This window comes from Peribacillus sp. YIM B13477, assembly GCF_042787955.1.
Taxonomy (GTDB): Bacteria; Bacillota; Bacilli; order Bacillales; family DSM-1321; genus Peribacillus; species Peribacillus frigoritolerans.
Genome location: NZ_JBHZPD010000001.1, coordinates 401,335 through 413,059, shown reverse-complemented (window position 1 = coordinate 413,059; position 11,725 = coordinate 401,335). Strand labels below are relative to the sequence as shown.

At 42.7% G+C, this 11,725-nt stretch carries 13 protein-coding genes; 3 read left to right on the top strand and 10 right to left on the bottom strand.

The annotated features are described in order from the left end of the window. Positions 1–4: 4 nt before the first annotated feature. The 3 genes from ACFX4H_RS02040 to ACFX4H_RS02030 all read right to left on the bottom strand — a co-directional run bounded on the left by ACFX4H_RS02040 (position 5) and on the right by ACFX4H_RS02030 (position 2,166). Positions 5–328 (bottom strand): iron-sulfur cluster biosynthesis family protein, encoded by a 324-nt coding sequence (locus ACFX4H_RS02040; protein WP_034308178.1) that lies wholly within the window; start codon positions 326–328, stop codon positions 5–7. A 219-nt stretch (positions 329–547) separates the two neighbouring features. Next, positions 548–880, bottom strand: coding sequence for a YolD-like family protein (locus ACFX4H_RS02035; RefSeq protein ID WP_034308183.1), 333 nt, complete (start codon positions 878–880; stop codon positions 548–550). A gap of 26 nt (positions 881–906) precedes the next feature. Then, positions 907–2,166, bottom strand: a complete 1,260-nt coding sequence (locus ACFX4H_RS02030; protein WP_377433712.1) for a Y-family DNA polymerase — start codon at positions 2,164–2,166, stop codon at positions 907–909. A 414-nt stretch (positions 2,167–2,580) separates the two neighbouring features. On the opposite strand from ACFX4H_RS02030, the gene ACFX4H_RS02025 reads away from it, so the two are divergent. Beyond that, positions 2,581–3,240, top strand: coding sequence for a C40 family peptidase (locus tag ACFX4H_RS02025; RefSeq protein WP_377433709.1), 660 nt, complete (start codon positions 2,581–2,583; stop codon positions 3,238–3,240). A gap of 51 nt (positions 3,241–3,291) precedes the next feature. On the opposite strand, the gene ACFX4H_RS02020 is transcribed toward ACFX4H_RS02025, so the two are convergent. The 3 genes from ACFX4H_RS02020 to ACFX4H_RS02010 form a co-directional block, all read right to left on the bottom strand. Continuing rightward, positions 3,292–3,819: a DUF3221 domain-containing protein gene (locus ACFX4H_RS02020; RefSeq protein ID WP_034308189.1), complete on the bottom strand. Its 528-nt coding sequence runs from the start codon at positions 3,817–3,819 to the stop codon at positions 3,292–3,294. A gap of 149 nt (positions 3,820–3,968) precedes the next feature. Continuing rightward, positions 3,969–4,760 carry an SDR family NAD(P)-dependent oxidoreductase gene (locus ACFX4H_RS02015; RefSeq protein WP_034308192.1) on the bottom strand — a complete coding sequence of 264 codons (792 nt, stop codon included), beginning with the start codon at positions 4,758–4,760 and terminating at the stop codon, positions 3,969–3,971. Positions 4,761–4,782: 22 nt separating this feature from the next. Beyond that, on the bottom strand, positions 4,783–5,751 hold the full coding sequence (locus tag ACFX4H_RS02010; RefSeq protein ID WP_377433708.1) for an MBL fold metallo-hydrolase: 969 nt from the start codon (positions 5,749–5,751) through the stop codon (positions 4,783–4,785). Between the two features lie 736 nt (positions 5,752–6,487). On the opposite strand from ACFX4H_RS02010, the gene proC reads away from it, so the two are divergent. Then, a complete protein-coding gene (gene proC, locus ACFX4H_RS02005) occupies positions 6,488–7,333 on the top strand; it encodes a pyrroline-5-carboxylate reductase (protein ID WP_249597639.1) in 846 nt (281 codons plus the stop codon). A 117-nt stretch (positions 7,334–7,450) separates the two neighbouring features. On the opposite strand, the gene ACFX4H_RS02000 is transcribed toward proC, so the two are convergent. Continuing rightward, entirely contained in the window at positions 7,451–7,882 is a 432-nt protein-coding gene (locus ACFX4H_RS02000) for a VOC family protein (protein WP_241634509.1), read from the bottom strand. A 281-nt stretch (positions 7,883–8,163) separates the two neighbouring features. Here ACFX4H_RS02000 and ACFX4H_RS01995 point away from each other — a divergent pair, with 281 nt between their 5' ends. Next, positions 8,164–8,715 (top strand): MerR family transcriptional regulator, encoded by a 552-nt coding sequence (locus ACFX4H_RS01995; protein ID WP_052137288.1) that lies wholly within the window; start codon positions 8,164–8,166, stop codon positions 8,713–8,715. Between the two features lie 156 nt (positions 8,716–8,871). On the opposite strand, the gene ACFX4H_RS01990 is transcribed toward ACFX4H_RS01995, so the two are convergent. The 3 genes from ACFX4H_RS01990 to ACFX4H_RS01980 are packed head-to-tail and all read right to left on the bottom strand — an operon-like array spanning position 8,872 to position 11,700. Further along, a complete protein-coding gene (locus ACFX4H_RS01990; protein ID WP_048678506.1) occupies positions 8,872–9,666 on the bottom strand; it encodes an ABC transporter ATP-binding protein in 795 nt (264 codons plus the stop codon). Continuing rightward, positions 9,641–10,672: an ABC transporter permease gene (locus ACFX4H_RS01985; protein WP_057278771.1), complete on the bottom strand. Its 1,032-nt coding sequence runs from the start codon at positions 10,670–10,672 to the stop codon at positions 9,641–9,643. The genes ACFX4H_RS01990 and ACFX4H_RS01985 overlap by 26 nt, the downstream gene beginning before the upstream one ends. Positions 10,673–10,704: 32 nt before the next feature. Further along, positions 10,705–11,700 carry an ABC transporter substrate-binding protein gene (locus tag ACFX4H_RS01980; protein ID WP_377433704.1) on the bottom strand — a complete coding sequence of 332 codons (996 nt, stop codon included), beginning with the start codon at positions 11,698–11,700 and terminating at the stop codon, positions 10,705–10,707. Between the last annotated feature and the right edge of the window lie 25 nt (positions 11,701–11,725).

The following is an 11,725-nucleotide window of genomic DNA, read 5'->3' as shown; positions in this document are numbered from 1 at the left end:
TTAGTTAGATTTTATTAAAAAAGCTCATCCTCGGATTTAAGATTTGATTCGGACTTTTTAATTGAAAGCTGTTCGCTTCCGGAACAAAGTCTATTTTCATGACTTCATCAAGAAAAATCATTTTTGATTTCTCAACATATAGCGGAATTCCGTTCGTTTCCACTTTTTCGGTACCTTCTTCAGGTTCGTTGACCCACCATAGCGCCGTCACACCACTTACCACGCAGCCGCAGCCATCAGTATCATATTTCAACTGTAAATATCCTTCTTGTCCCTGTACCTTACCGGCTATTTTCCCAGCCGCTGTTTCCGTCCATTCAATATACATGATTGCTGCCTCCCGATGTCTTTGCATTCCCCCATTATAAACGATAAAAACGTTTCTGTTAACGAAACTGCCTACTTCCATATACAAGATCTGCCCTCACGGAAATCACTTTCCTCATGGACCGTTCTAACAAATGCCGATTCTCATACTCCTCCGTGATACCTTTCATCACGATGCCGTTTTGAAAGGCTGTCCCTTGGGGAACAGCCCTTCCGCTCATCATTCCATTATCCTTACATCCGCTATATCGGAAAGCCTGATATAGTGAGCCTGCTCAAACCGGTCAACGATATGAAGCTTTTGGGTGAGCTCATTATAATAATGGATCCTGCCGATTAACAGCTGATACCGGTTTCCTTCATAATGAGCAATCGTGACATCCTTTCTTTCCTCCATCGCTTCCCCCATTACCGCATTCATTTCTTCCAGTTGCTGCTCATCCAGGATGCGCTTCGTTTCATAGCCATCCTCCACCGCCCAATCACGGAGCATCTTCACATGTTCCGGCAACATCATCGATGTCCATTTGATACGGCCGCGATCACGAATCATTCTTTTCCCTCCTTTCAAAGTCAGCCTTACGCCTTATGCCCACCAAGCAGCTTGCTTCGGTATACGGCTGTACCTGCTTCTGTATACGAAACTGCACGCAATAACGATTTGGCTCCATATTTGTGGCGGATTCGATCAACCGTGTAACTCAATTCCCGCTTCTTCCAGCGCGAAGCATCAAATAAAGTCAGCTGCATTTCATTATCATCCACAATATTCGAGAGTCTGACCTCTATGCTTCGAACCGTTTTTTGCTTATAGTTCTCATGGAAAAGCTCCAGGCAAACTTTATATAACTCCATCGTGATGTTGGTCGGTTCGTTAATCGAACGCGAACGATGGAAACCTCCGCCAAACTCATCCTTGCTGTAACCAATGCCTAGGCTCACCGTTCTTCCTGCCTTACGATGGGTGCGTGCCCTTCTTCCAACTTCTTCGCAAATTTCCAGCATGACCTGCTTTACCTCATGCTCATCCTTATAATCCCGCAACAGGATTTGACTTTTGCCGAAGCTGACCTGCCCTTCGATGATCGCTGCCCCCATATCGGATAAATCTATTCCCCAGGCATGGTGGTAAAGCTGATTGCCCATAATTCCAAACTTCGCTTCAAGTAATTCAAGATCATAATTGGCAAGCTGCCCAACCGTAAATATCCCCATTCCATGAAGGGTTTTTTCTACGCGACTGCCGATCCCCCACATTTCACGAAGCGGGGAAATCGGCCAAAGTTTGCTTGGCACATCCTCATACTTCCATTCCGCAATCCCTTTATGTTTGGCTTCCAAATCAAGGCAAAGTTTTGCCATGAGCATATTCGGTCCAATTCCAATGGCACAGGGGAGCTGTAATTCCCGTTCAATTTCATCTTTTATCTTTTCAGCTATCATGCGGGCATCTCCCCATAAAGAAGCAGCACCATCGACTTTCACAAAACTTTCGTCCACACTATATACGTGAATCGCTTCTTTTGGCACATAACGGTTGAACAAGCGGGTGATTTCCGTCGAAACCCTTAAATAGGTCGCCATTTTAGGTTCAACGACGACAATCCTCGGGTCATTCGGGATCTCAAACATCCGCGAACCTGTCTTGATGCCAAATTCCTTCTTCATCTTTGGAGAAGCCGCAAGCACAATGCTCCCTGTCCTCTTCAAATCACCAACCACCGCCAGATAACAATCAAGCGGGTCCAGACCAAGCATGACCGCTGAACAGCTTGCATAAAAACTTTTCATATCGATACACATAATTGATTGTTTCGGCATCGTCCCATAATCCATCATTTCTTCACCCTAACAAGAATATACGTTCGCTTTATTATATTCATAACTTTAACCGAATATACGTTCTTATTCAATGGAAGTTTTCATACAAATTTCTACTTTTTATTGTAATTTCCTTGAAAAATATAATAGATACTAAAAATGGATAAAATACCAAATTTAAACTGAGTATCCATTTTGTTTTTTTGAAAAAGATTAATTGGTAGCTTGAATAATTTCAAGTAGGTCCATATGCTTGGTTTTTTAAAATCCCCCCACCCTTTTCAACGGACTTTCGTCTACTTGCAATCCAGTCTTAATGCCCATTTTTTGTAATGAAACTGTAACCAAAATTATGTCTATTTGTCATAATGGTATTGTAGGATAATATTGTTAAGAAATAATAGAGAGATAGATAGAGAGGAAATGAAAATTATGAAGAAATGGATCGCTTCAGCTGCTGTTGCATCTGCCATGATGCTAACCCCACTGCAAGCCTTTGCCAATATTGGAGACCAAACCCTCAGACCCGGAATGACACATAGTGATGTCAAACAACTACAACAACTATTAAAAACCAAAGGTTATTTCACATATTCAGGTTCACTGACTACATATTACGGCACCTATTCTACATCTGCAGTAAAAAAATTCCAAACATCTAAAGGGTTGACTGCCGACGGAATTGCCGGCCGGAACACGTTCAATGCACTTGGTGTTTATAATGTCAACAATACTAGCTTGATCAGCTATGCGAAAACCTTAATCGGCACACCCTACAAATGGGGCGGGACAACACCAACTGGATTCGACTGTTCAGGCTTCGTCTATTACGTATTCCAGAAATCACAAGGAATTACCTTACCGCGTACAACATCCTTGCTCTATTCCAATACAGGGTTAAAAGTAACTTCACCATCTAAAGGCGATCTTGTATTCTTTGATACTTCTTCTGGAAGAACAGGAGTATCCCATGTTGGGATCTATATCGGAAATGGCCAATTCATTAGTGCTACGTCTTCTAAAGGAATAACCATTACGGATATGGATAATTCTTATTGGAAACCAAAATATTTAGGTGCGAAAACTTTATAAAATCCAAGACAAACAGCCGGACAGAATTCAAAGTGATTCAGTCCGGTTGTTTTATTTTATATATAATATTTCATCCGTTACATCCTCTACTGTCACCATGAATGAAGAGTCCAAGTTTGAACGATTCATCATTTCGATATTATAAACATGCTCTGAGGGTAAATGGACGACTTCGAGAACCATGAATCGCTGACTTTCCGCTTTGCTGACATGATCGAGAGCAGCAATGACCGCCCTTTGTTCGGCTAAGCTGTTTTCATCCGTCAAAACAAGAATCAATTCAGCTTCCGCTTTCCCAGGAAATGATTTCTTCACCCCGCCCCGGTGCCATGGTTTCACTTTCATCCCGATTTCCAGTTCGGAATAATCGAGGTCATTACCATGTTGATCTTGAATATATGTATCATTGGTCACCTTATAGTACGTCCCTTTAATCAAAATCCTCTTATCATCAAGATCCGTAATGAAACCTTCTTCCCCTTTATCAATGGATTCATCCATGTTCCAATCGGGGGATTGACAGCTACCCAGAATAAAGGCGACGAATAAATATATATAAAGGTTTACAATCATCTTCATGAAAATCCCTCCTAATAGAAATAGACGGATTCCCCATGAAATAGTTACCCATTCAAATGATAACTTCGGTTAAATCAAAAGGGGAATGTCATCGACATTCCCCTTTACCTATTATTGGACCATTTTTCGTCTGGTATCGAAAGACTAGCCTACTTTTTGAAAAATGCTTTTTTTCCTAATGTTTCGGTGATCTTCGGAAACATGTTATACCATTTCCCAGCTAAATTCATCCAGCCAGGGAGATTGATTTCCCTCTTGTTGGTCAGCATCGCCGCTACGATTTTAGCAGCGACATCTCCAGGCTTAAGCATGAATTTTTCAACGTTCTTTAAGTATGTACCTGATTCATCCGCAATGTTAAAGAAATTCGTTTCTATAGGGCCAGGATTGACTGTGGTCACAAAAACATGATCTTCCATCAATTCGAGCCGAAGTGCGTTTGAATAGCCAAGAACTGCGAACTTGGTAGAAGAGTACAATGTTGATTTAGGAGTGGCGATTTTACCGGCCTGTGAAGCGATATTGATGATATGCCCCGATTTTCTCTGCTTCATATACGGCAGAACCAGCTTTGTGCAGGCCATTAAGCCAATGACGTTGACAGCAAACATTGCTTTCGTTTCATTCAATTCCGTATCCTGCGCTTCTTTAAACGTGCCGAAACCAGCATTGTTGACCAACACATCCACTTCACCTATTTGCTCATGGATGTCATTAAAAACATTTGTCACCTGATCAGTGTCTGCAACATCAAGCTTATAGGCATATGCATCAATCCCATATTGGGCGATCAGTTCATTCTTCAGCAGCAGTAATTTATCCATGCTTCTGGCCAAGAGGACGAGACGGCCTCCCTGTTTTGCACTTTGAATGGCAACTTCCTTGCCAATCCCTCCGGAAGCACCGGTAATAACAATAACTTTACCTTGTAACTTATTCAAAAAAAGCGGCCTCCTTCGAACATTAAGCGATTGAATACAGAATGACCCCTGATTGGATTTCTGTTTGGACTTCACCCAAGTCTTCTAAATAGTCCAGCTGACCGACCGTTTCCGAAAGTGTCAGGCCCACTTCCTGAAGGTATACTTTCGGAAACAACTGCTGACACACTTCAAAGACAGATAAAGGCTTATCTTGGAGCATGCTTTTCACCTGCATGGCACGGTTATGCTGCCGATCGAATCTATATTGAATCAAGTCTGCAACTGCATCTCCTGCCACTTCAGATCCATGTCCTGAGTAAACAGTGGATATGGGGAAATCCAATAATTTTTGAAGTGATGCATTATATTGCAGTAACGGACGAGGCCTCATGCCTCCAGGGAGTAAAGGTGGTTCCATTAATGGGTTAGGTGAAATCTTGGCAAGCAAGTGATCGCCAGCGATCATGACCCCGTCACTTTCCCGGTAAAAAGATAAATGGCTTTGCGCATGCCCTAGAGTCTCGATCACTTTCCAGCCTGGAAGACCAGGGAGCTCATCCCCCTCAGCTAAATATCCATGCAGCTTCCGTTCACTAAGGAAACGGATTTCGTCGCGGTTATGGATCAGTTTATTTTTCAGCTCTTCTGCCACTCCGAACTTTTTGGCATAATCAAGGAAAAAACGATTATGTGTTTCAAGAAACTCATCACTGATAGTAAGCCAGCGCTGATTATTTTTGTGTCCATAAACCGGGATATCCTTTTCAAAGAAATCGAGTGCACCAGCATGATCGGGATGATGATGGGTTAAAATGATTTGTTCGATATCAGTCAGTTTCAGACCTAAATCTCCAAGACCGTCAGTCAAGGCTTCCTTTGAACGTTTTGTTTTCACACCAGTATCGATTAATGTTAAAGCATCCCCTTTAACGACATAAACATTCACATCACCCACTGCAAACGGCGTGGGCAAAGCAATTTTCGCAATATCTCCATTCCAATTAGCCATATTCTTTTCCACCTTAGAAAATTATATTTATATAAATCTTTTTATACGCTAACCAGGATTCTAAGTATAGTTATCATGTATAATTAACATTTTACATGTATTTTTAAATACTGTCATTATTTTCACATAATTCATGTCTATTTTTTATCGTGCATGCATATATTATCATTGACAGAGTACTGATATATCCCTCATAATCACAAGTAATTAAAGACGGCATGGCTTTGATTAAGGCCAAGTAAATTATTGATGGCGTAAAGAGAGTGAAGCTGGAATGTGCTGAAAGGCTTCATCGCCCCCTCATTATTGAACCTACCTTATGAGCCTTCAGGAAAACCTGACGTAATTCCCGCGTTAGAGGAATCAAGTGCAGCTTTTCTGTTTTTTATTATGGAAAAGTTGAACAAAGGTGGTACCACGGAAGCTAGACCTTTCGTCCTTTATTGGATGAGGGGTCTTTTTGTTTTTCATAAAGGCTCTTTTCGTAAAGATTGTTGTTTTTAAACGAAACTATTTAAGGTTGATTGGAGCGGAAGTGTAGACTCCTGCGGGAGCAGCGGGACAGGCGAGACCCCACAGGCGTTTACGCCGAGGAGGCTCACCCGCCCGCCCCGCGGAAAGCGAGCATCTGGAAGGGAAATCAACCACAACTCACTACCTGGTAAATAGCAACAAAGTATGTGAAAACAGCCTTCATTAAATGGCCGAAAATTCAAAAGAAAAAGGAGCGGGAAATATGAAAAAAATCGCGTTTATCGGAGCTGGATCGATGGCAGAAGCAATCATTTCGGGGCTGGTGACCCAACAGGTAATTGAACCAGAAAATATTTTTGTAACAAATAAATCAAATGATGATAGGTTCGTTTATTTAAAGGACCAATATGGTGTAACGGCAACACGATCACTGCAGTTATTAGTACAGGATGCGGACCTTGTCGTACTGGCGGTGAAGCCGAAAGATATTTTAGAAACGATGCAATCAATAAAAGAATACATTCGTGAAGAAATGCTGTTCATTTCCGTTGTTGCCGGGGTTCATACAACAAGCTTGGAAGGAATCGCCAACAAGCGGTTTTCGATCGTCCGTGCCATGCCTAATACATCGGCAGCTGTAGGAAAATCAGCAACGGCCCTTGCGGCTAACTGTCATACGAAAGACTCGCAATTACAAACGGCGATTACCCTTTTTGAAACGGTGGGTACGGTGGCAGTGGTCGAAGAAGCCCAGCTAGATGCGGTAACAGGCTTATCAGGCAGCGGTCCTGCTTATATTTATTACTTGGTCGAGGCATTGGAAAAATCAGCGGAAAAAATAGGGCTCGATTCCGAAACCGCTAAGCAATTGATTCTCCAGACATTGATGGGCGCAGCCGACATGTTACAGAAATCACCTAAAACGCCTGCCGTACTAAGAAAGGAAGTAACTTCACCAGGCGGAACGACTGAAGCAGGTCTGAAAGCACTACAAGCACACCAAGTGGAAGATGCATTCATTGCCTGTGTACAAGAAGCGACAGAGCAATCGAAGCGAATGGGCAATCAAATAAGTAAAGAACTGGCCAAATATGTAGTTTCGCAGTAAGCCTCATGATGATCGGCTGTTGCCTGGCCACTCCTGCAGCAGTGGCAGGAGTGGCCAGGCAACAGCCCTTTTTATGATCCATACGCCTTATAAAGGGTAAATCTTCTGAAGTGAGCGTTACTTTATAATCAGCATATCATTTTCATCGAAACTCCAGTCCTTCGAATACGCAACCTCCCAATAGTAACCATCGGGGTCTGAAAAATATCCGCTGTATCCTCCCCAAAAAACATGCTGAGGTGATTTCTCGATTGTTCCCCCAGCCTTTTCAACCTTGTTGATCACTTCATCCACTTCTTCAATTGATTTAGCATTATAAGCGAGCGTAAGACCCGGGAAACCATTTTTCTTAGGCGGTTCCATTTCATTAATGTCTTTTGCTAGCTCCTCTAAAGGATACAAAGCAAGTTTCGTACCGGCATTATTAAAAAAAACGATTGCGGGATCGTCCTCTTTAATCAATGTACGGAACCCCAACCCGTCCCGGTAAAACCTTAATGATTGAGTAATATCCCTGACACCTAAAGTTATAATGTTGATCCTGTTCATGCTAGTCCTCCTTTTCCATGTTTTAAGGGTAAATTCGACATCTGGATCACTTTTCCCTTTTTAGCTTGATTGACCATCACCCACACCATAGCAAATGCTTCTTAAAGTTCCTAACACTGCTCACCACTTTGCAAAACCACGGGTAATTCCACCTTGGATTGCCCCTCATGCAAAAATTACGTAGGAATTCCACTTTCTTTGCCGAATGAATACATGTTTTGTCATCTGTAAAGGAATTCCCCCATACTTATCGAATTCAACAAACAGAAGGGGGAATCTCGATGAATACAAGCGCAGTTGCCCGGTTACTGAATGTTTCCCATAGTACGATTCAACGCTGGGTCACCCAATTGAACATGGAAGTAGAACGGAATCAGCTTGGCCACTACCAGTTTTCGGATGAAGACATTGCATTATTGAGAAAAATCCAAGATCAGCTGAACGAGGGCATCATTCTCCAAAAGGTCAGCATCTCAGAGAAAAAGATTAGAAAAGCAACCCTCCAGAAACACTCCGAACCGAATAAAGAACATGATCAACTGCTTGAACGGGTCATCAGGCTGGAAAATGGCCTGAAAACAAAAGCGGACGATGTTGTATCCTATCAGCTTTTACAGCACAGAAGTGAAATGGAAGAAATGCACAAACTCGTTAAAAAGCTTGAAGCCCGTATCGAAGCGTTAGAAACACCAACGGGCCAGCACTTTGATTATTTCCTCGCGGCTGAAGAAGCTGCTGCCACTAAAAAGACGAAGAAAAGGCCATTCATAAAAATGATTTTCGGAAACAGAAAGAACGATAGTTCATCATGGAGCACAGCCGACAGCGATTGACATCTATTAACAAGATCTTTCATGAGCACCCCAAGAATAACCATTTTTGCTAAGCAAAGCATCTCTTCAAAAATAGGACATGATCTTATTAATTACCCCAAAATAAAAAGGCCCTGACCCAAGATTAACTCACCTGGGTCGGGCCTTTTCATCATTTTAAATCAACACTGCACGGTCATTGATCATTTTTTCGCCTTTTATGCGTTGGAATTCGTTAAGCAGTTTTTCGACGGTTAACTTCTGCTTTGCAGCGCCTCTGGCTTCAAAAATGATCTGTCCCTTATCCATCATGATCAGGGAATTTCCAAGATCGATTGCCTGCTGCATATTATGAGTCACCATCAACGTCGTTAATTGGTTCTTTTCGACGATTTCCTTTGTCAGGTTTGTAACAAGTTCTGCCCGCGACGGATCAAGCGCTGCAGTATGTTCATCAAGAAGCAGGATTTTAGGATCGGTGAAGGTCGCCATCAGCAGTGATAGTGCCTGACGCTCCCCTCCTGACAATAATCCCACTTTTGCAGTCATCCGGTTTTCCAAGCCTAAATGAAGGGTGCCCAAACATTCTTTAAAAAGTTCTTTCCGTTTTTTTGTCACCCCAAAGCCTAAACCTCTTCTATTGGTTCTGCCATAAGCAATTGCCATATTTTCTTCAATCGTCATATGCGGTGCCGTACCCAGCATGGGATCCTGAAAAACGCGTCCAATCATTTTTGCACGGGCATGTTCTTCAATGGCCGATACGTTTTCACCATCGATGATGACTTCACCGGCATCAGGGAGAATCTTACCGGAAATCATATTCATCAAAGTCGATTTACCTGCTCCATTACTACCGATGACTGTTACAAATTCACCTTTTGTCATCTGCAGTTCCAGATTTCCAAGGGCTAGCTTTTCATCTGGTGTTCCCTCATTGAACACTTTATAAATCTGATTTAACCGAAGCATATTCTTCCCTCCCTTTCGGTAAAGTGCCATCATGACGCATCTGTATTTCTTTAAGCCGCCTTTTCTTCCGGGTTTTTTCCTTTTGTTTATCGGAAATTTTTGGAATGACAAGTGCCCCGACCACAATAAGAGCCGTAATTAATTTAACATCTCCCGTTTCAAGGAATTCAACGCGAAGTGCCAAGGTTACGACGATTCGGTAAATGATCGCCCCTCCAATGACCGCCAGCGTAGCACGTGCAATCGTTTTTGCCCCGAATAGAGCTTCACCGATTATGACGGATGCCAATCCGATGACAATGATTCCAATCCCCATGCCTATATCGCTAAAACCGTTATATTGGGCAACCAGGGATCCCGAAAAAGCCACAAGTGCATTTCCGATTGCAAGTCCTAAGATTTTCATGTTGCCGGTATGGGCGGAAAAACTCTTGACCATTGCTTCATTGTCACCAGTCGCCCGTAAGGCAAGACCAATTTCCGTTTTTAAAAACGCTGACATTCCCGCTTGGATGACTACAGCCACAACCAGCATAACGATTAATATGGCCCACGTTTTTGGCAGGCTGTCACCAAGACCCACGAATGATAAAAGACCATTCAACAAATTGTCCAGCCCAGTGCCAGCCCAGGCATCCTGGATATTCGTGATAATGGTTGTTTGGGAAAGCAACGGAATGTTGGATGCACCCATGATCCGCAAATTGATCGAGTAGAGCGCAATCATCATTAAGATACCTGCCAAGAGAGGATTGATTTTCCCTTTTGTATGAAGGAATCCCGTTATCGTCCCAGCGATGAACCCTGCCACCATGGCACACAACGTGGCTACGATCGGCGAGTAACCGTTAACGATCATAATCGCGGCAACAGAGGCCCCTGTCACAAAACTGCCTTCCACAGTCATATCCGGGAAATCGAGAATCCTGAATGTTAAATAGACACCAAGTGCCATGATTGCATAAATCATTCCCGACTCAAAAGAGTTGAATAAGGCTGAGAACATTTTTTTCTTCCTTCCCCGAACAAAAGCAGAGTTTATTTTACAAACTCAGCATCTGCTTTCCATTCTTCTTTTATTTCAACACCCATATCTTTTGCTGCTTTTTCATTGATGACCAATTTCAGTTTTTGTGGATATTGAACCGGGATATCTCCAGGTTTTTTACCATCCTTCAGGATTTCAACCGCTTTTTGCCCCGCTTCATAACCAATATCATAGTAACTGAAGCCATATGCTGCAAAACCGCCAGCATTCACGGAATCAAGCTCGCCGACAAACAAGGGGGTATCTTGATCATTTGCCACGGAAATGACCGATTCCAGTGCAGAGACAACTGTATTATCAGTAATGATATAGAAAGCATCCGCTTTTCCGATTAATGATTCCGTTGCCTGTTTAACATCCGCTGAAGTCGAGACGGACGCTTCCACGACTTTCAATCCAGCTTTTTTCGCTTCCGCCTTCACATTTTTTATTTGGACGACTGAATTTTGCTCCCCTGTGTTATAAACCGTTCCAATCGTTTTGGCGCCAAGCTCTTCCGCTAGAAATTTCATTGACTTTGCAATGGCTTCAGGATGGGAATCCGTCGTACCCGTCACATTTCCGCCTGGTTTTTCCAAAGAGGTGACAAGCTCCCCCGCTACAGGATCGGTAACCGATGTAAAGACGATCGGAATATCCTTGGTCGCATTTAAAGCACTTAGAGCACTAGGAGTCGAATTCGCAAATATCAGATCCACTTTATCCCCAACGAAGTTATTGGCAATCGTTTGGCTGTTGTTTTGGTCACCCTGAGCAATTTGAAGATCATATTTTGCATTGATGTCACTATCCTTCAATGCCGCCTGGAAGCCTTCATATGCTTGATCCAGGGAATCATGCTGAACGATTTGTGTTACCCCAATGTTGATGGTATCCTTTCCGCTTTCATCCTTTGCCGCATCTTTTTCCTTTTCATTTCCACACCCAGCCAATAATAAACCTGCGACCAATGTCATGGCTGCAGTTGAATATAATTTCTTTTTCATATTTTCCCCCCGCTTTTTCCTTATT

What these genes read in the sequence shown, in the direction of transcription:
- ACFX4H_RS02040 (WP_034308178.1), bottom strand. Translation starts at nt 328, where the DNA reads ATGTATATTGAATGGACGGAAACAGCGGCTGGGAAAATAGCCGGTAAG.
- ACFX4H_RS02035 (WP_034308183.1), bottom strand. Translation starts at nt 880, where the DNA reads ATGATTCGTGATCGCGGCCGTATCAAATGGACATCGATGATGTTGCCG.
- ACFX4H_RS02030 (WP_377433712.1), bottom strand. Translation starts at nt 2,166, where the DNA reads ATGATGGATTATGGGACGATGCCGAAACAATCAATTATGTGTATCGAT.
- ACFX4H_RS02025 (WP_377433709.1), top strand. Translation starts at nt 2,581, where the DNA reads ATGAAGAAATGGATCGCTTCAGCTGCTGTTGCATCTGCCATGATGCTA.
- ACFX4H_RS02020 (WP_034308189.1), bottom strand. Translation starts at nt 3,819, where the DNA reads ATGAAGATGATTGTAAACCTTTATATATATTTATTCGTCGCCTTTATT.
- ACFX4H_RS02010 (WP_377433708.1), bottom strand. Translation starts at nt 5,751, where the DNA reads ATGGCTAATTGGAATGGAGATATTGCGAAAATTGCTTTGCCCACGCCG.
- proC (WP_249597639.1), top strand. Translation starts at nt 6,488, where the DNA reads ATGAAAAAAATCGCGTTTATCGGAGCTGGATCGATGGCAGAAGCAATC.
- ACFX4H_RS02000 (WP_241634509.1), bottom strand. Translation starts at nt 7,882, where the DNA reads ATGAACAGGATCAACATTATAACTTTAGGTGTCAGGGATATTACTCAA.
- ACFX4H_RS01995 (WP_052137288.1), top strand. Translation starts at nt 8,164, where the DNA reads ATGAATACAAGCGCAGTTGCCCGGTTACTGAATGTTTCCCATAGTACG.
- ACFX4H_RS01990 (WP_048678506.1), bottom strand. Translation starts at nt 9,666, where the DNA reads ATGCTTCGGTTAAATCAGATTTATAAAGTGTTCAATGAGGGAACACCA.
- ACFX4H_RS01985 (WP_057278771.1), bottom strand. Translation starts at nt 10,672, where the DNA reads ATGTTCTCAGCCTTATTCAACTCTTTTGAGTCGGGAATGATTTATGCA.
- ACFX4H_RS01980 (WP_377433704.1), bottom strand. Translation starts at nt 11,700, where the DNA reads ATGAAAAAGAAATTATATTCAACTGCAGCCATGACATTGGTCGCAGGT.